This window comes from Streptomyces sp. NPDC026377 (genome assembly GCF_055567715.1).
Window position 1 is genome coordinate 512942 of sequence record NZ_JBVHPV010000001.1, and the last position, 22735, is coordinate 535676.

Genomic DNA, 22735 nt, shown 5'->3' on the forward strand with positions numbered 1-22735 from the left:
AGCGCGTTCCGCTCGGGCTACCTACGCGGTCCCGTAGCGGCCCCTTCGGTCGGATGGGCGCCGTGCGTCGACCTGCGAGTACGCGCAGGGGCTCGGCGGGCTCGCAACGGACGGGGCTCGTCCTTGTGGGTGCCGGCGCCCTCGCCTCACGAGTGGCCCGTCCGGTGCCCGGCGGTGACCGGATACGGGGAAAGCCCCTGGCCCGCTGCCCCTACTGCCCCGCCCTGGAAGCCTCCACCTCGATTCCCTTCACCGTCATCCGGTCGTCGTACGCGACCCGTACGAAATAGCCGTCGCGGAAGGCGTTCAGGACGCGTTCGATCACGAACTGGCTCGGGTGTGGGAGGTGTACCTCGCGGCCGTTGACCATCAGTGTCATTGCCCCCTCTGTTCCGGGGAACGCGGCTATCGGCGCCTGTACGGCTGTTGCGTACGCCACGAAGTATCGCGGTTGTGGGGGGACTTGGGGCTGGCGTTGTAGCTGTGGCTGTGGCTGTGGCTGTGGCTGTGGCTGGTTGGTCTGCTGCCCCTGCTGTCCCTGCCGCCCCTGCTGCTCCTGGCCGAACTGATGCAGTAGGGACTGGAACGGCTGTTGCTGACCCAGTTGGTGCAGTTGGGAGAGTTGTTGCTGGAGGAGTTGTGGGGCCGCCGTCCCCGCGCCCCCGCCCACGCCCCCTCCCCCGCCCTCGCACTCACCCTCACCGAACCTCTGTGGTTCGTTCATTCCGGTCCCCCTCTCCCCTTCTCCCGCCGGCCCTCCAGTCCCATCCCACCCCACCCCCACCTCTCCCCCCTCATCTCTCCCTGTCACCCTCACCCCCACCACCTCACCGTCATCCGTGTACCGCACCCGTACGACATGACCGGCTCCCCCGAACGCCGCGTGGATCGCCATGCGGACGTGTGGGGCGGGGTCGGGCAGGGTGTGCCAGGAGCCGTTCGCGTGCAGGCGCAGGTGGGTCGTGCCGGTGTGCGGGTCGGGCAGGAGGTCGTCCCAGAGGCGTTCCGCAAGGCCCTCCGTGGTCCGGCGGGGGGCCAGGTGCGCCACGATCGCCCGTAGGTCCGGGCGGTTGCCGATGTGCTGGGAGGACGGGCGGCCCGGCGCCTCCCGCTGGGGTGAGCCGGTGCGGCGCAGCAGCGCGCGCAGGGGCTCGGGCGCCAGCGGCGCGAGCCCCGCCGTGCGCAGCATGCCCTGGAGGGAGGCCAGTACGCCCGCGACCTGCGCCGCCGCCGGTGACGTACCGGAGAACGCGTCCGTGTACCAGGTCTCCTCCGACTGCCCGCCCTGGAGCTCGCCCGGCCGGTTCCAGAAGCCGCCCGCCGTGGTGACCTCGTGGCCCCAGCCCTGGGCGTCCACGCGCGTACCGAAGTTGGAGAACCCCAGGCGGGAGCGGTCGGGGCCGTGGTCGCGGCCGTGGGTACCGGGGGGCGGGGCGCCCGCGCCGACCACGATCGCGCCGGAGGGCGGGGCCGCCGGGTCGAACGGGTTGCGCCACCATGCCGGGAAGCCGTCCGGGCGCGACGCGTACAGCGCGTCGTCCAGGCTCTCCGCGCCGTTCCCGGCGGCCTCGACGACCACCACGCCACGGGCCGTCGCGTACCGTACGGCCGCGAAGTCGTCGGGCCACCACTCCAGCGGGATGTGTCCGCGCTGATGGTCGTCGGCCGCGTACCCGAAGCGCGGGCCCGGGCGGTGCAGCGGGACCAGCAGGATGTCGCCCGCGCCGAGGCGGTCGGCGGCGCAGGTGATGGCCCGGGCCGTGCCGATGCCGTGGATGGACGCGGCCGCGAGGACGGCCTCCGGGACGATGCCCAGCGTGCCGCTGCCGCCGCGGCTGCCGCCGAGCACCCCGAGCACGCCGGTGCCGTGGTTGCGCCAGGCCAGGTCGTCGACCGGGGTGCCCGCGACCATCCCGGCGAGCTTCGGGCCGAGGTCGCGGTGGCCGAGCTGCCAAGCCGCCTCCACGTCGACGATGCTCACGCCCTCGCCGGAGCCGCCCGCCTGGAGCCACGCCCAGGCCGCGTCCACGCCCTCGGGCGCGGGCCCCAGATAGCCCTGGCGCCCGCTGAAGTCGGGTGTTGCGGCCCCCTCCTTCTCGCGCCGTCCTTCGTCGGCGCGCTCGTCGGAGCCTCCGTGCTCCTCCCTCCCGCCGAACGGGCCCGTCGCCGGGAGCGCGCTCGGCTTCACGTACGCCGTCTCGATTCCGGGGAGCCCCGCCAGGCGGCAGGCGAGCTCCTCCAGGCGGTCCTCGCCGCCCCGGACGCGGTGGAAGAGCGTGAGGTCGGGTACGTCGGCGCCGTGCCGGGGGAGCAGCGCCAGCGCCTCCCGTACCCGTGCCTCACTGCCGAACAGTGGCTCCAGGGCCAGCTGTTGGTCCATCAGGAACATGTCCAGGGCCGGTGAACCCTGGTGCTCCCCGGTGCGTCCCGAGCCGCTTCCGGTGGGCCCGTAGGCGTTTTCGGTGTGCCCGTAGGCGGCTGGGGCGGGCTCCGACCCGTCTCCGGCGAGCTCCGGGAGGGCGACGACGATCAGCTCCCGCTCGACGGGGTGGTACGCGAAGCCCGCGCCCTCGGGACCGGGGTCCTGCGCCCCGGCCGGACCGGCCGCCCCGGGCGGGTCGCCCATGGTTCGCCTCCCATCGGTCGCGTCCTCGGTGCGCGCTCCCCCGGGGCGCCGCGGCCCTGCCGCCGGGAAGAACCCTGCTGCGGGGAGCGGCGGCTGTACAGGCCGCAAACGCGACAAACGGCGGGGAGTGCGGGACACGGCCGAATCGTGGGGGCCGGTATCGGACACTCCGGCCTGCCGGGCGGGCGCGGCCCCCGGACGCAGCCCAGCGGGTCGGCGTCCCCGTGCCCTCGCTGGTCAGAGGCCTTGTGGATACGTTTGCGTATCGGATACGTTCGCGTATCGGATACGTTCGCGTATCGGATACGTTCGCGTATCCACGAGGAGGACCCCATGGCCCCGCCCGCCGCCCCGGCACAATCGCCCGCGTCCCCGTCCATGTCCCCGTCTACGTCCCCGCCCGCCCCCAAGCGCGTCACCACCCGCCGCGCACGCACCCGGCGGCGGCTGCTCGACTCCGCGCTCGAGGTGTTCGCCGAGGAGGGCTTCGGCCGGTCCACCGTGGAACAGGTCTGTGAGCGCGCCGGATACACCCGCGGCGCCTTCTACTCGAACTTCACCTCCCTCGACGAGCTGTTCCTCGCCATGTGGGAGGAGCGCTCGCAGCGGCTGCTCACGGATGTACGCGACGCCCTGGCCGAGGTGTCGGCGGCGGCGCCCGAGGACGCCGTACGGGCCGCGCTGCGGGCGATCCCGGTCGACGACGCCTGGTACCGGGTCACCGCCGAGTTCACCGCGCACGCCCTGCGCAACCCCGCCCTGCGGCGGGTGATGGCCGCCCGGGAGCAGGCGATCCAGGACGCCGTGCTGCCGGTGGTCGTGGCGGCGCTCGGGCGCGCCGGGCGCCGGGTCACCGACGAGGACGCGCTCGGACAGGCGCTCGTCGCGGTCCACGACGGCACCGCCGTCCAGGTCCTGCTCGATCCGGCGAGCGAGGCCGTCCGCGCTCGCCGCGAGGCGCTCTTCCTGCACGTCCTCCACGCCTACAGCACCGAGATCACCGCCACCTCTTAGCCCCCGACCCCCAGGAGACCCCCGTGAGTGACGACGCCGATGTCATCGTCGTGGGAGCCGGCCTCGCCGGACTCGTCGCCACGTACGAACTCGTGCGCGCGGGCCGCAAGGTGCTCGTCGTCGACCAGGAGAACGAGGCCAACCTCGGCGGCCAGGCCTTCTGGTCGCTCGGCGGGCTGTTCCTCGTCGACAGTCCCGAGCAGCGCCGGATGGGCATCAACGACTCCTACGATCTCGCGCTCGCCGACTGGATGGGCTCGGCCGCCTTCGACCGCGAGCGCGAGGACCACTGGCCGCGCCAGTGGGCCAGGGCGTACGTCAACTTCGCCGCCGGGGAGAAGCGGAGCTATCTGTCCGGGCTCGGGCTGCGTCTGACGCCGACCGTCGGGTGGGCCGAGCGCGGCACGGGCACGGCGGGCGGGCACGGCAACTCGGTGCCCCGCTTCCATCTGACGTGGGGGACCGGCCCCGAGGTCGTCCGCGTCTTCCGCGAGCCGGTCCTGGAGGCCGCCGCACGCGGGCTCGTGACCTTCAAGTACCGCCATCGCGTGGACGGGCTGGTCGTCGAGGGCGGGGCGGCGGTCGGGGTGCGCGGCACCGTCCTGGTGCCGTCGTCCGAGCCGCGCGGTGTGGCCTCCTCCCGTGAGGCGCGGGGCGAGTTCGAGCTGCGCGCGCAAGCCGTCGTCGTCACCTCCGGAGGCATCGGCGGGGACCACGATTTGGTCCGGCGGAACTGGCCGACCGAGCGGATGGGGCCCGCGCCGCGCTCGATGGTGACCGGTGTGCCCGCGTATGTGGACGGACGGATGCTGGGGATCACCGAGGAGGCGGGCGGTTCGGTCGTCAACCGCGACCGGATGTGGCACTACACCGAGGGCCTGAAGAACTGGGACCCGGTCTGGCCCGGCCACGGCATCCGGATCCTCCCCGGGCCCTCCTCGCTGTGGCTGGACGCGACCGGACGGCGGCTGCCCGCGCCGTTCTTCCCCGGCCACGACACCCTCGGCACGCTCCGGCACATCGCGGGGACCGGCCACGACCACACCTGGTTCGTGCTGACGCGTTCCATCGTGGAGAAGGAGTTCGCGCTCTCCGGCTCGGAGCAGAACCCCGACATCACCGGCAAGAACCTGAAGCTGGCGCTGTCGCGGGTACGCAGGGGCGCGCCCGGTCCCGTACAGGCGTTCCTCGACCACGGTGAGGACTTCGTCGTCCGCCGCAACCTGCGCGACCTCGTCGACGGCATGAACGCGATCCCGCCCGGCCCCAAGCTCGCATTCGACCAGGTGGAGCGGGAGATCCTGGCGCGCGACCGCGAGATCGACAACTCCTATGGCAAGGACTTCCAGGTCATGTCGATGCGCAACGCGCGTGCGTACTGGCCGGACCGCCTCTCCCGGGTGGCCAGGCCGCACCGGCTGCTCGACCCGGCGCACGGGCCGCTCATCGCCGTGCGGCTGCACCTGCTGACGCGCAAGACGCTCGGCGGTCTGGAGACGACGCTGGAATCCCAGGTCGTACGGCCGGACGGGACCCCGTTCGACGGGTTGTACGCGGCCGGGGAGGTCGCCGGGTTCGGCGGCGGCGGGGTGCACGGCTACAACGCGCTGGAGGGTACGTTCCTCGGCGGCTGCATCTTCTCGGGCCGGGCGGCCGGACGGACGCTGGCCCGTCGGCTGGCGTGAGCCGACGGGCCCACGCGTGCGCCAACGGGCGCCTGGGGGTCACTCGTTGACGAGAACCGGGACGGACAGGACCGCGCTCGCCGGGGTGCCGGTCAGCGCGGTCTTGGGCGCGGCGGAGAAGTCGATGCCGGTGCCCTCCGCACGGGACTCGGCGTGTCCGGCGGTGCCGTGGACGGCCTCGCCCGCCTCGCCCTCCTCCGCGTACTGGAAGGAGCCGGTACCGACCAGGTGGCCGCGCTCGTCGTAGAAGGCGGCGCGCAGCTCCAGCGCCAGCACATCGCTCACGTCGGAGGTGATGGCCAAGTGGCCGGTGACGGACGGCTTGCGCTCCTGTGAGAGCGCGAGCTCGGTGAGCCGGATACGGTCCGTGAACGGGCCCTGCTCCAGGCGCACTTCCCCCTTCGCCGGGACCTGGGCGAGGGTCACTGCGGGCGGGGGCGCCCCGCCCGGCGCGGGGAAGGTGACGGCCGGGGCCGCCGCCCGCTCGGCCCGTGCGGGCCGCTGCCCGGCGTCGGCCCCGTCGTCGCCGGAGCCCCCGCAGGCCGTGGTGAGGGCCAGGGCGCTCAGGGCGAGGGCGGCCAGACGGATCGAGCGGTTCACTGCGTACTCCCGGGGTGGCGGTGCGGGGCCGGGGGAGGGTGGCCCCCCGGCCCTTGGCGGGCGGTAGTGGTGTCGTCAACCGCCTGGTGGAAAAGGGACGTTGGGGCGATGTTTCACGTGAAACAGCGTGGGGTGTTTCACGTGAAACAGTGCGCCGCCAACCGTCCTGCCGTGTCAGCCGCGCGGCGCCCGGCCGAAGAGCGAGCGGTACATCTTGCCGTACAGCTCGGTGTTGACCTGGCTCGCCGCGAACTTCTCGGCGCCCGGTCCGTACGCGTAGATCGGCACGTCGGCGCCGGTGTGGTTGCCGGAGAGGTAGGTCAGCCACAGGCTCGCGTCGGGGGTGCCGTCCTTGACGCCCGCCGGGTCGTCCGGCGTGCGGAAGGTCGCCGGGGCGAAGTTCTTGGCGTCAGCGGAGCCGGAGCCGTTGAGGATGCCGGGCGAGCGGACCGGGTCCTTGGCACCCGACTTGTCGCGCGACGGCGTCGAGTTGTTGGCCGGGTTGCCCGCGTCCGTGTTGGCCGGGGGCGCGACCGACTCGGCGTTGGTGTAGGTGCCCTTCTCGATGATGTTGAAGCCCGCGCACTCGTGGTCGGCGGTGACGACGACCAGGGTGTGGCCGTCCTTGCGGGCGAAGTCGTAAGCGGCCTTGACGGCGTCGTCGAACGCCTTGACCTCGGCCAGCGTCTGGGCGGCGTCGTTGGCGTGCGAGCGCTTGTCGATCTGGGCGCCCTCGATCTGGAGGAAGAAGCCCTTCTTGGAGCGCTTGTCGAGCAGGTCGATCGACTTCTTCGCCATGTCGGCGAGAGTCGGCTCCTGCTTCTGCGGGGCACCCGCCGGGAGACCGGCCTTGGCCTGCTCGACGGTGAGGTTGCCACGGTTGAAGAGGCCGACGACCTTCTTGGCCTCGACGGCGTCGAGGTCGGCCTTGGTGGCGACCTTCTGGCTGGCGGCGCTCTGGGCGGGCAGGCTCGGGTCGCCGAAGCTGCCGAGCACCTGGTAGCCCTGGGCCTGGAGGGCCTTCTGGTCGTCCGGCTCGAAGCGGGCGAGGCCGCCGCCGAGCACCACGTCGGCGGTGCCGTTGCGGGCGATCTGCTCGGCGACCGGGGTGATCAGCGTCTTGTCCTCGGGCGCCTTCTCGTACGAGCCGTCCGCGTTCTTCGGCAGGCAGGCCGCGTCCGAGTACACCGGGCCCTGGCAGCCGCGCAGCAGCACATGGCTGAACTGGGCGCCCGGGGTCGCGTCGGTGACCTCGGCGGTGGAGACGTTGCCCGTGGCGAAGCCGGCCTTCTTGGCCTGCTCCATCAGCGTCACACGGCGCTTCTCGTACGCGTCCACGCCCAGTGCGGCGTTGTAGGTCTTCACGCCGGAGGACCAGGCGGTCGCGGAGCTGGCCGAGTCGGTGACGAGCGCGGGCTGGTCGCTGCCCTTCTCCACGGCGTACGTGGCGACCGCGCCGGTGTACGGCAGACGCTCCATGTTCAACTTGCCCTGGGCGCCGTAGTAGCGCTCACGGCCGGCGGTGACGTGGGTGCGGCCCATGCCGTCGCCGAGGAGGTAGATGACGTTGTGTATCTCCTGGCCGTGGCCCGGGAACGGGCGGCCGCCGTGCTGCGGGGCGGAGTTGGCCGTGACGGCGCTGCCCGCCGCGACGGCGGAGGCCAGCGCCACCACCGTCAGCGCCTTGCGGCGCTTGTGTCCCATGGATCTCATGGCCGCGAAGCTATGAGCCCAATATGAACGAGTTGTGAGGCGCGGGCGTACGGCGGACGAACGGCTGCGCCCTTCCCCGGTGGCACGACCGCCGAAGGCCCTGGCCGCCCCCCCTGCCCGTACGCGGGCCGGGGGCGGCTCACCCGTACGAGACTCCTGAGCAGATGTCGTCGTCCGCCGAGCGGGCCTTCCGGGCGCCCTCGGAGGGGGCTGCGGCGGAGGGGGCGGTGCCCGTGGGGGGCTGCGCGTACGTCGAGCCGAGGGTGACGGTGAGCCCCGCTGTCCCGGCCGGACGCAGCAGCGCGCCGGGGAAACGCCGGGCGAGCGTGCCGGCGTGGGTGCGCTCGCCCGGTCCGTACTCGATGACGGTGTGGACGAAGTCCTGGGAGGCGGCGGTCGCGGTGCCGGTGACCCGGTAGCCGCCCGCCTTCAGGGACACGGCGACGCGGGCCGCCAGGCCGTCGGTGGTGGTGCCGTTGCGGACGGCGACGGCCACCCCGGCGCCGGGCGGGGGCGCGCTCGGGGCCGGTGGGGCGGTCCGGTCCTGCTCCTGCCCGCCGCCCGCCTCCTTGCCGCTCGCGTCCTTGCCGCCGACGGTGCGGTCCGCGCGCAGGGCCGCGAAGAGCGCGTCGGCCTGCGGCCGCTCGATGGCCACGCGCGCGCCCTCGTACCGCCAGGGCAGCGTGACGAACTCGGTGTTGTGCAGGTCGACGCTCTTCATCGACATGGCGAAGGAGATCAGCTTGTCGGCCGAGCCGAGGCCCGCGTCGACGGTCAGGGACCCGGTGGCGGCCCTGGCGAGCGGGAGCAGGGTGGTGGGGTCGAGTCCCTGCTGCTTCACTTTCTTCAGGAGACCGCCGACGAACGCCTGCTGGCGCTGGATCCGGCCGATGTCCGAGCCGTCGCCGATGCCGTGCCGGATGCGTACGTAGTCGAGGGCCTTCTGGCCGGACACCTCCTGGACGCCCTGCGGGAACAGCCGCGCCCCGCGCGCGTGGCGGTTCGGGTCGAGATCTCCCTCGTAGACGTCCTCGGGCACGCAGACCTGGACGCCTCCCACGGCCTCGGTCATCCGGGCGAAGCCCGCGAAGTCCACGACGACGGTGTGGTCGACGCGCAGCCCGGTCAGCCTCTCGACGGTGTTCTGGGTGCAGGCCGGATTGCCCTGGGCGGTGTCGCCCACGGAGAACGCCGAGTTGAACATCACGTCGTGCCGCGTCCTGGTCCATTCGCCGTTCGGCAGCTTGCAGGGCGGCACGTCGACGAGGGCGTCGCGGGGCAGGGAGACGGCCGTGGCGTGTTGGTGGTCGGCGTGGACGTGCATCAGGAACGCGGTGTCCGAGCGGCCGATGTCACCGCTGCCGTGGCCGTACCGGACGTTGTCGCCAGCGCGTGAGTCCGAGCCGATCACCAGGACGTTCTGCCCCTTGACCGAGGCGGCCGGGCGCTCGCCCGAGATCCCGCCGTCGTCGAAGGTGTGGATGCCACCGTCGAGCTGGAGGTAGCCCCAGCCGAGCCCGGCCGCCGCGAGGACCAGCAGGGCCACGGGCAGGCTCAGCCTGCCGCGTCCGCGCCCCGCCGGGGACGCGCCCGCGCCTGCCCGGGGTCCGCCGCGTGTCTGTCCCGCCTTCTGGGTGCCTGCCATGCGTACGCCCTGTCCGTGACCGATGGGTTGTACAGTTGCGCAATGTAGCAAGTCTTAGGGGAGAGTCGCCGGGCGTGGAAGGACGAGCGGAAGCCGCACGGCCGGACGACACGCACCCCCGACCGCTCCCGGCCCGCTCGGCAGGGCCCGCTCGGCATGCCCACGCCCATAGTTGTCCACAGGCTGCGGACGGTGGGGGCGGGTTGTCGGCGCGGCGGCGCATGATGGGGTCCATGAACGAGATGCCGGAGTGGGAGAAGCGGTTCAGGGCGCCCAGGGTCGGGCTCCCCGACTGGGCGGAGGACGCCCCGGACCGCTCGCTGTTCGTGTCCAACGCGACGGGGACGTACGAGCTGTACGCATGGGACCGCGCCGGCGGGGCCCAGCGCCAGGCGACGGACCGGCCGAACGGGACGACGGACGGGGTGCTGTCCCCGGACGGCGAGTGGATCTGGTGGTTCAACGACACGGACGGCGACGAGTTCGGCGTGTGGATGCGCCAGCCGTTCGGCGGGGGCGCCGACGAGCCCGCCGTGCCCGGTCTGGAGCCGTCCTACCCGGCGGGCCTCGCGCTCGGCCGGGACGGGACGGCGGTGGTCGGCCGCTCCACCGACGAGGACGGCACCACGGTCCACGTCGTCCGGCCCGGGGCCGCCCCGGTCGAGATCTACCGGCACCGCGAGTCGGCGGGCGTCGGCGACCTCTCGCACGACGGCACGCTGATCGCCCTGGAGCACACCGAGCACGGCGACGCGATGCACTCGGCGCTGCGCGTGGTCCGGCTCGACGGCTCCACCGCCGCCGAGCTCGACGACACCAAGGGCGGCGCCGAGGAGCTCGGCCTGGAGGTGCTGGGCTTCGCACCGCTGCCCGGCGACACCCGGCTGCTCATCGCCCACCAGCGCCGGGGCCGCTGGGAGCCCATGGTGTGGGACGTGGCGTCCGGCGAGGAGACCGAGCTCGCGCTCGAACTGCCCGGTGACGTGGTGGCGGAGTGGTATCCGGACGGCTCGGGGCTGCTCGTCGTCCACAGCTTCGAGGCCCGCAGTGAGCTGTTCCGGTACGACCTGGCGGCGGCCGAGCTGATCGAGGTGGAGACCCCTGCCGGTTCCGTCTCGGGCGCCACGGCCCGGCCCGACGGGACCGTGGAGTATCTGTGGTCCTCGGCGGCGCGCCCCTTCGAGGTGCGCTCCACCACGGGCGCGGTCGTCCTCGACCCGCCGGGGATGAAGGCACCGGCCTCGGTGCCGGTGGAGGACGCGTGGGTGGAGGGCCCCGGGGGCCGTATCCACGCGCTGGTGCAGAAGCCGGCCGGGGCGGGCCCGTTCCCGACGGTCTTCGAGCTCCACGGCGGCCCGACCTGGCACGACAGCGACGCGTTCGCGGCGGGCCCGGCGGCCTGGGTCGACCACGGATACGCGGTGGTGCGCGTCAACTACCGGGGCTCCACGGGCTACGGCAGACAGTGGACGGACGCGCTCAAGCACCGCGTCGGGCTCATCGAGCTGGAGGACGTGGCGGCGGTCCGGGAGTGGGCGGTGTCGTCCGGCCTCGCCGACCCGTCCCGGCTGGTCCTTGCGGGTGCGTCCTGGGGCGGCTATCTGACCCTGCTCGGCCTCGGCACCCAGCCGGACGCGTGGGCGCTCGGGATCGCGGTGGTGCCGGTCGCGGACTACGTGACGGCGTACCACGACGAGATGGAAGCCCTCAAGGCGATGGACCGCACGCTGCTCGGCGGCACGCCGGAGGAGGTGCCGGAGCGCTTCGAGGCGTCGTCGCCGCTGACGTATGTGGACGCGGTGAAGGCGCCCGTCTATATCTCTGCGGGCGTCAACGACCCGCGCTGCCCGATCCGCCAGGTCGAGAACTACGTGGACCGCCTGGCCGCGCGCGGCGCGGTGCACGAGGTGTACCGCTACGACGCGGGGCACGGCTCGCTGGTGGTGGAGGAGCGGATCAAGCAGGTGCGGCTGGAGCTGGAGTTCGCGGGGAGGCATCTGGGGAGCTGAACCGTCCCCGGGCGCCCGGTGGCTCCGGACACGCGGCACCCTGGGCGCGCCCGGGCACTCCCGGGCCCCGGGCACTCCTGGGCGCCCGGGCCCTGCGCCCGCGCCCGCCGGGGGGCGGCTCACGCTCCCGGTCCCGGACCCCCGTACCCCGGGCACCCCGAGGCCCGGGACCCCGGGGGGATTCCGTACCGTGGTGGTGTGTACCGGTTCCTGCTGACGCCCCGCTGGTGGGGGATCAACGTCTTCGTCGTGCTGGCCATCCCGTTCTGCGTGTTCATGGGGTCCTGGCAGCTCGGCCGCTTCGAGGACCGCGTGCAGTCGCACAACGCGGCCGAGGAGCGGCCCGACCCGGCCGAGCAGAAGGCCGCGCCGCTGCGCGAGCTGCTGCCCGTCGACCAGAAGACCTCGGGCCGCACGGCGAGTGCGACCGGGCGGTACGGGGAGCAGTTCCTGGTGCCGGACCGGCGGGTGGAGGGCCGCGACGGGTCGTATGTGCTGACCCTGCTGCGTACCGACACGGGCAAGGCGCTGCCGGTGGTGCGCGGATGGCTGCCCGAGGGCCGCCCGGCGCCCGCGCCGCCCACCGGCGAGGTCACCGTCACCGGGGCGCTCCAGGCGTCCGAGACGCCCGGGACGGACGGGGTGAACGCCTCGGGCGGGCTGCCCCGGGGGCAGCTCGGGATGATCAGCGCGGCATCGCTGGTGAACCTGGTGCCGTACGAGGTGTACGACGCGTGGGTCACGCTGACGGCGGCGGACTCGGGGATGACGGCGGTGCCGGCCGTGAAGCCGCAGAACACCGGGCTGGATCTGAAGGCGTTCCAGAACCTCGGGTATACCGGGGAGTGGTTTGTCTTCGCCGGGTTCGTGGTGTTCATGTGGTTCCGGTTGTTGCGGCGAGAGGCTGAGGCGGTGGAGGACGCGGAGCTGGGCTTGGCGCCCGAGCCCAGCGCCACGGGCTGACCCGCCCGCGCCCCGCCCCGCCCGTGGCCCTTCTGTGGCTGCCTGCGCGGTCCCCCGCGGCCCTTTTTGGCCCGGTGTTTGTCTGCGGGCCGGTGGCTGGTCGCTCGCGCAGTTCCCCGCGCCCCTGATCCGCCCGGGCTTTGTCTGCGGGCCGGTGGGTGGTCGCTCGCGCAGTTCCCCGCGCCCCTAGGGGGTCGGGGTCCGCCGGAGAGACCAGCTCAGCCACAGGCTTTTAGGGGCGCGGGGAACTGCGCGAGAAGCGACCACGGTCCGCAGACGAACGAGGGTTTTGGGGGCGCGGGGAACTGCGCGAGCAACCGCCCACGGTCCGCAGACGAACGAGGGGTTTCAGGGGCGCGGGGAACTGCGCGACCGGCCCACCACCAAGCCGCAGATGAACACCGGCCTTTCAGGGGTGCCGGGGGACTGCGCGAGCAACCACCCCCCCCCAGACAAAGCCCCGGCCCAACAGGAGCGCGGGGAACTGCGCCGGCAACCCAGTGCCGGCCGGCCCGCAGGCGGACACCGGACCCGCCCGACCGCAGCGGTCAGGGGGACGGCGGTGCCGGGGCCTCCAGGACTCCGGTGCGGTAGATCGTTCCGGCGCAGGCGTTGGGGATGGTCGCCTCGGCCGTCGGGGCGCCGGGCTCGGCCACATGGGTCACCGCGACCTTCCCGGCCGCCGGGGCCGCCGGAGTCGCCGGATCGACGGCGGCCAGCTGCGGCTGGGTGCCGGTCGTCGCCGTCACGGTGCCGGTGCCCGTGCCGGTACCGGCGGTCGCCCCGCCGCTACCGCCCCCGGCCGTCGACGGCGAGGGATCGGGCGAGGGCTGGGGCTTGGGACAGGTCTCGGACGGCACCCAGGCGAACTTGACCTCGTACGCGGCCGTCGGCTTGAGCACCAGTCCGGTGGCCTCCAGCGAGGGGTCGGGCAGCCCGGCCGCCGGGTCGCCGGTGGCGTGGTCGACGACGGTGATCCGGGAGGCGTCGGCCGCCCCGAGCGCCTGGAAGTCGACCTTGCCGGCCCCGCTGACCTGGCAGAGCTTCTTGGAGACATTGGCGACGCGGAACGTGCCGTAAACCTTGCCGTCGGCGTCGGGCTTGCTGATGCGCGCGGACTTCACGCCGAGCTCGGTGGCGTCGCAGGCCGGTGAGTCGACCTGCGCGGGCCCGTCGGCGGGTGCGCTCGGGCCCCCCACCGTGCCGCCGACGGGGGTCCGGCCGGGCTCCTGGGACTTCACGGTGCCGCTCGGCGTCGGGGCGGGGGTGCTGCGGCCGGAGGACCGCCCGGCTGTCCGCTCACCGTCCTCCACGCCCGGCGCCGCGCCGGTGCCGCCCTGGGTCTGTTCGCCGTGCCCGGCGATGGTGGGCCGCTCCTCGGAGGTCCCGCCGGTGTTGGCGACGTGCAGAAAGGCGGGGATCGCGGTGCCGATGAGCAGCGCCGCGGCGACCGCCCCGACCACCGCCTGCCGTTTGCGGGCCTGGCGGGCGGGGACGGCCCTGCGCAGATGGTCCAGGGCCCCGTCGGACGGCTCCAGGCCGTCCACGGCGCCCCGCATCAGCCGCCGCAGCGCGTCCTCGTCGGGGGTGAGGCCAGGTGGGAAGGGGTCGTTCACAATGATGGTTCCAGTCCGGTCGTCCCAAGGGCGGTCGGGCCCGTATGTGCTCTCCCCGTGGTGACGGTCCGCCTGGTGGCGGTCCGCGTAGTGGCGGTCCCCAATGTGGCGGTCCGCGTGGTGTCCGTGTTCCCCCCGGAGCCCGCGGTGGTCGCCGCGCTCCCCGCCGTCTCCCCGCCGGCCCCCCGTGTCCCTGTCCCCCTCGTTCCCCCTGTCTTCGAATCCCGCGTTCCACTTGGCGCTCATACCGGTGCCTCCATGGCGATCCGGAGGGCCGCGATCCCGCGCGAGCCGTACGCCTTCACCGAGCCCAGGGATATCCCCAGTGTCTCGGCGACCTGGGACTCGGTCATGTCCGCGAAGTACCGCAGCACGAGCACCTCGCGCTGGCGGCGCTGGAGGCCGCGCATGGCCTTGATCAGCTCGTCCCGCTCCAGCTGGTCGTACGCCCCCTCCTCGGCGCTCGCCATGTTGGGCATCGGCTTGGAGAGCAGCTTGAGCCCGAGGATGCGGCGGCGCAGGGCGGAGCGGGAGAGGTTGACTACGGTCTGGCGCAGATACGCGAGCGTCTTCTCGGGTTCGCGCACGCGCGAGCGGGCCGAGTGGACGCGGATGAACGCCTCCTGGACGACGTCCTCGCAGGAGGCCGTGTCGTCGAGCAGCAGCGCGGCGAGCCCGAGCAGCGAGCGGTAGTGCGCGCGGTAGGTCTCGGTGAGGTGGTCGACGGTGGTGCCCGCGGCCATGGCGTCGTCAGTGCCCTCGCGCGCCGGCGTCGGCTGCGCGGGGACGCGGGTGGGGCGCGCGGTCGGCACGGGGGCGATCACCGGCATGCCGCCGGAAGGCCGCGGCCGCCGGAGCGGGCGGACCACTGAGCCGCGCACCGGGATCGCGGTGATGTCGAGTACCTCTGCCACGCCAGTTGGACACGCTTCCCCCCGTCAGGGTTGTACGCGTACGGCACCGTTTTTGACAGTGCGACAAATGCCCTCATGCGTACTCGCTCTTCCCCAATGCCCCGATATTTACGGCGCCTTGATGGGCGACCGCATAGACGCTCCATGCCGGGCTGCCGGTTGCAGGGACACGGAAATGAATCGTGTAACAGGGCAACGGCGCAGTTCAAGTGGTACAGACCAGCGACTTGCTCACAGAGCGTTCACAGATCGTACAAAGTCTGTGGCCTTCTCGCCGGGAAATCGCTCTGGTATTCAGCCGGGGAAGTCGGCGGCCGCCAGTTCGGCGATTTGAGCGGCGTTCAAAGCCATGCCCTTGCGGAGATTGTCGCCGCAGACGAAGAGATCGAGCGCGTACGGATCGTCGGGCGAGCGCCGCACCCGTCCCACCCACGCGGGATCGGTGCCGACCGCGTCGGCGGGCGTGGGGAACTCCCCCGCGGCCGGGTCGTCCAGGAGCACCACGCCGGGCGCGGTGGCCAGGATCTCGTGGGCCCGCGCCACCTCGACCTCGTTCTCGAAGGTCGCGTGGACGGAGACGGAGTGGGTGGTGACCACCGGGACCCGGACACAGGTCGCGGCCACCGCCAGCCGCGGCAGACCGAGCACCTTGCGGGTCTCCTCGCGCAGCCCCAGCTCCTCGGAGGACCAGCCGTCCTCGGCCGGATCCCCGCACCAGGGCACCACGTTGAGCGCCACCGGCGCCGCGAAAGGACCGGTGTCCTCGCCCACGGCCCGGCGCACATCACCGGGTCCGGTGCCCAGTTCCGTACCGGCGACGAGGGAGAGCTGTCCGCGCAGGGCCGCGACCGCGGCCCGGCCGGCGCCGCTGACCGCCTGGTACGTGGAGACGACGAGCCCGCTCAGGCCGTACTCGGCGTGCAGCGCGCCCACCGCCACGATCAGCGCGAGAGTGACGCAGTGCGGGGAGGCCACGATCCCGCGCGGACGCATCCGTACGGCATGGGGATTGACCTCGGGCACCACCAGCGGCACGTCCGGGTCGGCCCGGAAGGCCGCCGAGGTGTCGACGACCACGGCGCCCTTGGCCGCGGCGACCGGCGCCCACTGGGCGGCGACCTGCTCGGGCACCAGGAAGAGGGCCACGTCGACGCCGTCGAGCGCCTCCTCGTCCAGCGCGAGGACCTCGCACTCCTCGCCGCGCACCGCGAGCTTGCGGCCCGCCGAGCGCGGGGAGGCGACGAGTCTGATCTCGCCCCAGACGTCCGCGCGCTGGGACAGGATCTGGAGCAGCACCGCGCCGGCGCCCCCGGTCGCTCCGACGACCGCGAGCGCCGGCTTGCGGGTCATCGTCCGGTGCCCCCGTAGACGACCGCCTCGTCGGAGTCGGAGTCGAGGCCGAAGGCGGTGTGCACGGCGCGGACGGCCTCGTTGACGTCGTCGGCGCGGGTGACCACCGAGATGCGGATCTCGGAGGTCGAGATGAGCTCGATGTTGACCCCGGCGTCGCTGAGCGCCTCGAAGAACCCGGCGGTGACGCCCGGGTTGGTCTTCATCCCGGCGCCGACCAGCGAGATCTTGGCGATCTGGTCGTCGTAGCGCAGCGACTCGAAGCCGATGGTCGCCTTGGCCCGCTCCAGGGCGTCGATGGCCTTGCGGCCCTCGGCCTTGGGGAGCGTGAAGGAGATGTCGGTCAGCCCGGTCGAGGCGGCCGACACGTTCTGGACGACCATGTCGATGTTGATCTCGGCGTTGGCGATGGTCCGGAAGATGGCCGCGGCCTCGCCCGGCTTGTCGGGGACCCCGACCACCGTGATCTTCGCCTCGGAGACGTCGTGGGCGACTCCGGAGATGATGGCGTGCTCCACCTTCTGACCTTCCGCCTGGGAACGTGGTTCGTTGCTGACCCAGGTGCCCTGCAGTCCGCTGAAGGACGACCGCACATGGATCGGGATGTTGTAGCGACGTGCGTACTCGACGCAGCGGTGCAGCAGCACCTTGGAGCCGGACGCGGCCAGCTCCAGCATGTCCTCGAAGGAGATCCAGTCGATCTTCCGGGCCTTCTTGACCACCCGCGGGTCGGCGGTGAACACGCCGTCGACATCGGTGTAGATCTCGCAGACCTCGGCGTCGAGCGCCGCCGCGAGGGCGACCGCCGTGGTGTCGGAACCGCCGCGGCCGAGCGTGGTGATGTCCTTCTTGTCCTGGGACACGCCCTGGAACCCGGCCACGATCGCGATGTTGCCCTCGTCGAGGGCGGTGCGGATGCGGCCCGGCGTGACGTCGATGATCCGCGCCTTGTTGTGGACCGAGTCCGTGATGACGCCGGCCTGGCTGCCCGTGAACGACTGGGCGTTGTGGCCCAGGTTTTTGATCGCCATCGCCAGCAGGGCCATGGAGATCCGCTCTCCGGCGGTCAGCAGCATGTCGAACTCACGGCCGGTAGGCATCGGGGATACCTGCTCGGCGAGATCGATCAACTCGTCCGTCGTGTCGCCCATCGCGGAAACCACGACGACCACCTGGTGGCCGTTCTTCTTGGCTTCCACGATCCGCTTGGCGACGCGCTTGATGCCCTCGGCATCGGCAACGGAGGAGCCTCCGTACTTCTGCACGACAAGGCCCACGTGCGCTCCTCGCTCGGTTCATTACTGCGGTCGGCTCAGTCTAACGAGCGGGCCGGATCCGCCCGGGAGGTGCCACATCGTGAGATGTCCCGCTCGCGATGCGGGGAGTCCCGGGAGGGGGGGTCGGATCCGGTCCGCTCGTGGAGGCGCACCTGCCCCTGCGCCCCGCATGTACGCATGGTGTGGGACGGCTCACAGAGCGGCGGGGCGCCGCGGAACGGGACGGCGGGCGCCGCCCCGCGCGGGTGACCGTTCGACCGCGCCGGTGACCGTTCGACCGTACGGGGACCTCTCGACCGTACACGGGCCTCCAGGCCGTACGGCGGCTACTTGACCGTACGCAGACCCAGCGGGCCCGCGATCTCCTCGGCCATCACGCGCCCCGCCTCGTCGGCGAGCGAGTCCTCGGACAGGTCCTCGTCCGTGTCCAGGCCGTCCAGCTCCTCCAGGGGCTGGTTGAGGCGGACGTGGGCGACCAGGGACTGCAGGGCGCGCAGGGTGGCGGAGGCGGTGGAGCCCCAGTTGGAGAAGTAGGAGAACTGCCACCACCACAGGGCCTCGCTGGTGCGGCCCGCGCGGTAGTGGGCGAGGCCGTGGCGCAGGTCGGTGACGACGTCGGCCAGGTCGTCGGAGATCCGGCAGGGGACGGGCGCCTTGCGCGGCTCGTACGGGTCGAAGACCTCCGAGTACACGTCGATCGGCTCCAGCAGGGCGGCGAACCGCTCGCGCAGGTCGTCGACGTCCGGCTCGGGGCCGAGGTCCGGCTCGTACCGCTCGTCCGGGACGATGTCCTCGTGCGCGCCGAGGCGGCCCCCGGCGAGCAGCAGCTGGGAGACTTCCAGGAGCAGGAACGGCACGGCGCTGTCCGGCTCGTCGCCCTTGGCCACCTCGGTGACCGCGACGATGAAGGACTCGACCTGGTCGGCGATCTGGACCGCGAAGGAGTCCGGATCCTGGTTGACCGCGTGCAGCGTTGCGTCAGACATCGAGAAGTCGCCTTCCTTCAAAGGCCCGCCCCAGCGTGACCTCGTCCGCGTACTCAAGGTCTCCCCCGACGGGGAGTCCGCTGGCCAGCCGGGTGACCCGCAGGCCCATCGGCTTGATCATGCGGGCGAGGTACGTCGCCGTGGCCTCGCCCTCCAGGTTCGGGTCGGTGGCCAGGATCAGCTCGGTGACCGTGCCGTCGGCGAGCCGGGCGAGCAGCTCGCGGATGCGCAGATCGTCCGGACCGACCCCCTCGATGGGGCTGATGGCGCCGCCGAGCACGTGGTAGCGGCCCCGGAACTCACGGGTCCGCTCGATCGCGACGACGTCCTTCGGCTCCTCCACCACACAGATGACGGCCAGGTCGCGGCGGGCGTCGCGGCAGATGTTGCACCGCTCCTGCTGCGCCACGTTCCCGCACACCTCGCAGAACCGGACCTTGTCCTTCACTTCGAGCAGGGCGTGCGCGAGGCGGCGGACGTCGGTGGGCTCGGCCTGGAGGATGTGGAAGGCGATCCGCTGCGCGCTCTTGGGACCGACGCCGGGCAGCCTGCCCAACTCGTCGATGAGGTCCTGGACCACGCCTTCGTACAACGGACTGCCTCTCGTGGGTCTTCCGGGTGCTTACGGTAGTTGGTGGGCGGGCGCCGCAGAAGGGCGGACCCGCGTTGTTCACCACTGTTCACATGGGCGGTACCGGCCGCGGGGCGCGGCCGTCCTGCGCGCCCGTCTCAGAAGGGCAGGCCCGGCATGCCGCCGAGGCCCTGCGCCAGCGGGCCGAGCTTCTGCTGCTGGAGCTGCTGGGCGTTCTCGTTGGCCGCGCGGACGGCCGCGACGACCAGGTCGGCGAGACCCTCGGTGTCCTCCGGGTCGACCGCCTTCGGGTCGATGACGAGGCCGCGCAGCTCGCCGGAGCCGGTCACGGTCGCCTTCACCAGACCGCCGCCGGCCTGGCCGTCGACCTCGGTCGCGGCGAGCTCCTCCTGCGCGCGGGCGAGGTCCTGCTGCATCTGCTGCGCCTGCTGGAGCAGCTGCTGCATGTTGGGCTGGCCACCACCAGGGATCACGGTGCACTCCGTCTTCACGTCGACTGCTGACTGCTGATTGCTGACTGCTGTTGCTGTCTGTTCCGGGCCGGAAGGATCCGGCACTCCGAGCCTACGTGGTCTCCCCGCGCCCTGCTCCGCAACTCTTTCGAGTGACTCCACGGAGGTTCTCCGACCTGATCAAGGCCCACTTACGGGGTGAAAACCCGGGATACCGGCTCTGGCCCCCACCATTCGGCGGTAGGAAGGGCCGTCACGTCTCGGGGGAGGCCGAAAGACGTAACTGTACGTTACGTCACCGTCACTGCCGTCGTCGGCGGCGGGGACGTGGGATGACGATTCGCACCGCGGAGGGAGCGCCGGGTGAGCCAGCCGGAGATGCAGCCCGAGGGGCCCCCGGGACCGCCCCGGGACGAGCGCGACCTGACCGGACGCCCGTTCCCGCTCGGCGACTGGGGCGAGCCCGCGGAACGGCTGGACGAGCTGTACCGGTGGGTCGAGGCGGGGGCGCTGCGCACGGCCGAGTGGTACCTGGCGGACCGGCTGTGGAAGCGGCGCGGGGCGCGGGCGCTGCGGGTGTGCACGGCGGGGGGCGCGATCGCCGGGGCGACGCTGCCGCTGCTGGATGTGACGGGGGCGCTGTCGGGCGCCTCCGGCTGGGGGTACGTCTTCCTCCTGCTCGGCGCGGCGTGCCTGGCCTGCGACCGCTACTTCGGGCTGACGTCCGGGTGGATGCGGGACGTGGCGACGGCGCAGGCGGTGCAGCGGCGGTTGCAGGGGCTCCAGTTCGACTGGGCGTCGGAGAGCGTGCGGGAGGTGCTGGGGCCGACGGAGGGGACGGCGGGGGAGGCGGCGGAGCGGTGTCTGTCGGTGCTGCGGCGGTTCTCCGAGGACGTGACGGAGTTGGTGCGGTCGGAGACGGCGGACTGGATGGTGGAGTTCCGGTCGGGGCCGGCGCCGTTGGTGATGCAGTCCCTGGCGGCGGCGTCGCCTCGGCCGGATGTCGCGCCCGGGCCCGGGCGGTTTCCCCTTCCGCCGGGGACGCGGCCGAACATGCCGCGCCAGCGGCCGCCGGAGTCCCCCCGATAGGTTTTCCCCACCCCGCCCCGTTCCCTCAAGCCCTCGGGCGGGCGGCCGGTCCTACGCCTGCGGGTGGGTGGGGCTTGCCCGCGCAGTTCCCCGCGCCCCTGATCGGCCCGGGGTTCACCTGCGGCCGGTGGGGGCTGGTCGCGCAGTTCCCCGCGCCCCTTGACGGGCCGGACCTTGGCCGCGGGTCTGCTTGGGTTGCTCGCGCCGTTCCCCGCGCCCCTGGGTGGTTAGGGGCGCGGGGAACTGCGCGAGCAACCCAGCACGGTCCGCAGGCGAAAACGCAGGCCGCCCGGCCAGGGCTTTCGGGAAGGGGCGGGGTGGGGGATCAAGTCCTCAGCGACGCGGCAGAAGCGACCTCGCCAGGCGGCGCGCCAGCGGGGGCCGCCGCTTCGGGGACGCCGGCGGCGGGGGCGTGGCGCCCAGGGGCGCCGGCGGCGGGGGCGTGGCGCCCGGGGACGCCGGCGGCGCGGGCACGGGGGCCGGGGACGCGGGACCGGAGCCCGGGGACGCCACCCCCACGTGGCGGGAGCGCGGCGCCTGCGGCGCCACCGCCTTCTTCCCGTCGATCCGGATCAGCGGCGCCCCCGCCACCTCCTCCACCCCGTGCCACATGTCGGAACGACCCCCAAGCCACGACAGAAGCTCGGAGCGCACCGGCTCCGGATCCGCCCACGTGCCGTAGAACTTCGTGCCGGTGATGCACACCGGCCGCAGCCCGTGCGTCGCCACCGCGCCCCACACCGCCGCCGCCACCCCGGGACAGTGCTCCGCCCGGAAGTCGTCGAACGCCACGATCCCGTCCGGCGCGATCAGCTCCCGCGCCGCCTCGATGTCCCCGTACACGTGCTCGTACAGGTGTGAAGCGTCCACGTGGACGAAGCGGCAGGTGCCGGGGCGCACCCGTGAGGTGATCACCGAGGTGGGGGCCTGCACGACCACCGGCAGGGAGTCGTGGAAGGAGAGGTAGTTCGCCTCGAAGGCCCGCCGCGTCAGGGTCGCGTACGAGCGGTCCATCTCCTCGCTGTTGGGGTCGTCCGGCGCGGGCGAGTCGAACAGATCGCAGACCGTGAACGTCTCGCCCGGCCGTAGGTACGACCCGAGGAAGATCGCGCTCTTGCCCAGGTATGCGCCGAGTTCCAGCAGGTCACCCCGGAGGCCCTGGCGCTCCTGGCGGGCCAGGAACCAGTCGAAGAGCAGTTGGTCGGCGGGCCAGAACCACCCCTTGACGTCGGAGAAGCGGTCCGGGGCGGCGCTCGCGGCGCTCGTCGTGTGTGCCATGGACCCGGTCCTACTCCCGCCGGATGGCGCGGAGTTTACGGCCAGGGGTGAGGCCGGTGGTGGCGCGGCGACATCCCCGCCCGGCGGCACCGCGCTCCACGGCACCCCCGCCCGGCGCCACCGCGCGCCCGCCGCGACCTCAGCTGAAGATGATCATTGAGCCCTGTGCCAGCGACCGCGTCGCCGCCGCGTGCAGCCCCAGCCACACGTGCCGCTCCCGGGCGAAGGGGCTCTCGTCGTACGGGATGGGGCCGGCCGGTTCCTCCAGCGAGGTCGGGCGGTCCGGCGGGGCGGGCGCCATCGGCGGGTTGACCGGGTCTATGCCGATCGCCGGGGCCACGAACTCCAGCTCCCTCAGCAGCCCGTGGGTGGAGCCCAGCGGACCACCGCCGGCCAGCAGCTCCTCGTTGGCGAGCGGGGTGTGGAAGTCCACCGGCACGTACGCGCCCGCGTGGTCGTAGTGCCAGACCAGATGGGACTGCTGGGCCGTCGTCTCGAACATCTCCAGGAGCTGTTCGTAGTCGCCGCCGAGTTCGTCCACCGGGGTCACCGCGAGGCGGCAGAGCTGGAGGAGGTAGGCGCGGCGCAGGAAGTGCAGCGCGTCGTAGTCGAAGCCCGCGACCGGGGCGACGTCGCCCGAGAGGCCGGGCATGTACGCGAAGACGGGCACGGGCGGCAGCCCTGCCTCACCGAGTGCCTTGTCGTACGAGGCGATCTCCTCGGCGAACGGGTTGTCGGGGCTGTGGCACAGCACGTCGACGAGGGGGACCAGCCACAAGTCACAGGCCACGGGGCTCCTTACGAGGTCGCGATGGTCGGGACAGCGTAGTCCGCCGAGCACGCTCCGCGAAGCTCGCCCGTCAACTCCCGTGCGGAGCACGCGTCAACGCGCCGCCGGACCACCGGCCCGGGCGTCCCGCACGTCT

Annotated in this window: 18 protein-coding genes; 5 read left to right on the forward strand and 13 right to left on the reverse strand. The window is 72.8% G+C overall.

All coding sequences use genetic code 11. The features are described from left to right. Nucleotides 1–211: 211 nt before the first annotated feature. Complete coding sequence (locus tag ACZ4MU_RS02185; protein WP_467869810.1) at nucleotides 212–2626, reverse strand: S8 family serine peptidase; 2415 nt, start codon at nucleotides 2624–2626, stop codon at nucleotides 212–214. Nucleotides 2627–3004: 378 nt separating this feature from the next. Between ACZ4MU_RS02185 and ACZ4MU_RS02190 the strand changes: the two genes are divergently transcribed. Continuing rightward, a complete protein-coding gene (locus ACZ4MU_RS02190) occupies nucleotides 3005–3640 on the forward strand; it encodes a TetR/AcrR family transcriptional regulator (protein WP_467869812.1) in 636 nt (211 codons plus the stop codon). 23 nt (nucleotides 3641–3663) lie between these two features. Continuing rightward, nucleotides 3664–5325, forward strand: coding sequence for an FAD-binding dehydrogenase (locus ACZ4MU_RS02195; RefSeq protein ID WP_467869814.1), 1662 nt, complete (start codon nucleotides 3664–3666; stop codon nucleotides 5323–5325). Between the two features lie 39 nt (nucleotides 5326–5364). On the opposite strand, the gene ACZ4MU_RS02200 is transcribed toward ACZ4MU_RS02195, so the two are convergent. The 3 genes from ACZ4MU_RS02200 to ACZ4MU_RS02210 all read right to left on the reverse strand — a co-directional run bounded on the left by ACZ4MU_RS02200 (nucleotide 5365) and on the right by ACZ4MU_RS02210 (nucleotide 9283). Continuing rightward, nucleotides 5365–5925, reverse strand: coding sequence for a hypothetical protein (locus tag ACZ4MU_RS02200; protein WP_467869816.1), 561 nt, complete (start codon nucleotides 5923–5925; stop codon nucleotides 5365–5367). 174 nt (nucleotides 5926–6099) lie between these two features. Next, on the reverse strand, nucleotides 6100–7638 hold the full coding sequence (locus ACZ4MU_RS02205; protein WP_467869818.1) for an alkaline phosphatase: 1539 nt from the start codon (nucleotides 7636–7638) through the stop codon (nucleotides 6100–6102). A 139-nt stretch (nucleotides 7639–7777) separates the two neighbouring features. Continuing rightward, a complete protein-coding gene (locus ACZ4MU_RS02210; RefSeq protein WP_467869820.1) occupies nucleotides 7778–9283 on the reverse strand; it encodes an LCP family protein in 1506 nt (501 codons plus the stop codon). A gap of 242 nt (nucleotides 9284–9525) precedes the next feature. Between ACZ4MU_RS02210 and ACZ4MU_RS02215 the strand changes: the two genes are divergently transcribed. Next, nucleotides 9526–11292, forward strand: coding sequence for a S9 family peptidase (locus ACZ4MU_RS02215; RefSeq protein WP_467870606.1), 1767 nt, complete (start codon nucleotides 9526–9528; stop codon nucleotides 11290–11292). 198 nt (nucleotides 11293–11490) lie between these two features. Beyond that, nucleotides 11491–12255, forward strand: coding sequence for an SURF1 family protein (locus ACZ4MU_RS02220; RefSeq protein WP_467869822.1), 765 nt, complete (start codon nucleotides 11491–11493; stop codon nucleotides 12253–12255). 548 nt (nucleotides 12256–12803) lie between these two features. Here the strand turns inward: ACZ4MU_RS02220 and ACZ4MU_RS02225 are convergent. The 7 genes from ACZ4MU_RS02225 to ACZ4MU_RS02255 all read right to left on the reverse strand — a co-directional run bounded on the left by ACZ4MU_RS02225 (nucleotide 12804) and on the right by ACZ4MU_RS02255 (nucleotide 19463). Next, entirely contained in the window at nucleotides 12804–13871 is a 1068-nt protein-coding gene (locus ACZ4MU_RS02225) for a hypothetical protein (protein ID WP_467869824.1), read from the reverse strand. A 242-nt stretch (nucleotides 13872–14113) separates the two neighbouring features. Then, nucleotides 14114–14785, reverse strand: a complete 672-nt coding sequence (locus ACZ4MU_RS02230; RefSeq protein ID WP_467869826.1) for a SigE family RNA polymerase sigma factor — start codon at nucleotides 14783–14785, stop codon at nucleotides 14114–14116. A gap of 294 nt (nucleotides 14786–15079) precedes the next feature. After that, nucleotides 15080–16135, reverse strand: coding sequence for an aspartate-semialdehyde dehydrogenase (locus tag ACZ4MU_RS02235; RefSeq protein ID WP_467869828.1), 1056 nt, complete (start codon nucleotides 16133–16135; stop codon nucleotides 15080–15082). After that, nucleotides 16132–17412, reverse strand: a complete 1281-nt coding sequence (locus ACZ4MU_RS02240; RefSeq protein ID WP_467869830.1) for an aspartate kinase — start codon at nucleotides 17410–17412, stop codon at nucleotides 16132–16134. Before ACZ4MU_RS02240 ends, ACZ4MU_RS02235 begins: the two co-directional genes overlap by 4 nt. Nucleotides 17413–17738: 326 nt before the next feature. Next, on the reverse strand, nucleotides 17739–18398 hold the full coding sequence (locus ACZ4MU_RS02245; protein ID WP_365100510.1) for a DUF5063 domain-containing protein: 660 nt from the start codon (nucleotides 18396–18398) through the stop codon (nucleotides 17739–17741). Next, the gene (gene recR / locus ACZ4MU_RS02250; protein ID WP_358833676.1) at nucleotides 18391–18990 is read right to left on the reverse strand and encodes a recombination mediator RecR; all 600 of its coding nucleotides are present in this window, start codon (nucleotides 18988–18990) and stop codon (nucleotides 18391–18393) included. The genes ACZ4MU_RS02245 and recR overlap by 8 nt, the downstream gene beginning before the upstream one ends. Before the next feature lie 137 nt (nucleotides 18991–19127). After that, nucleotides 19128–19463, reverse strand: a complete 336-nt coding sequence (locus ACZ4MU_RS02255; protein WP_079126087.1) for a YbaB/EbfC family nucleoid-associated protein — start codon at nucleotides 19461–19463, stop codon at nucleotides 19128–19130. Between the two features lie 342 nt (nucleotides 19464–19805). Here ACZ4MU_RS02255 and ACZ4MU_RS02260 point away from each other — a divergent pair, with 342 nt between their 5' ends. After that, on the forward strand, nucleotides 19806–20531 hold the full coding sequence (locus tag ACZ4MU_RS02260) for an SLATT domain-containing protein (protein WP_467869833.1): 726 nt from the start codon (nucleotides 19806–19808) through the stop codon (nucleotides 20529–20531). A gap of 333 nt (nucleotides 20532–20864) precedes the next feature. Here the strand turns inward: ACZ4MU_RS02260 and ACZ4MU_RS02265 are convergent, their stop codons facing one another. Together ACZ4MU_RS02265 and ACZ4MU_RS02270 are read right to left on the reverse strand one after the other, a co-directional pair. After that, nucleotides 20865–21809 (reverse strand): class I SAM-dependent methyltransferase, encoded by a 945-nt coding sequence (locus ACZ4MU_RS02265; protein WP_467869835.1) that lies wholly within the window; start codon nucleotides 21807–21809, stop codon nucleotides 20865–20867. Nucleotides 21810–21948: 139 nt separating this feature from the next. Further along, nucleotides 21949–22599, reverse strand: coding sequence for a hypothetical protein (locus ACZ4MU_RS02270; RefSeq protein ID WP_101389000.1), 651 nt, complete (start codon nucleotides 22597–22599; stop codon nucleotides 21949–21951). Nucleotides 22600–22735 lie beyond the last annotated feature (136 nt).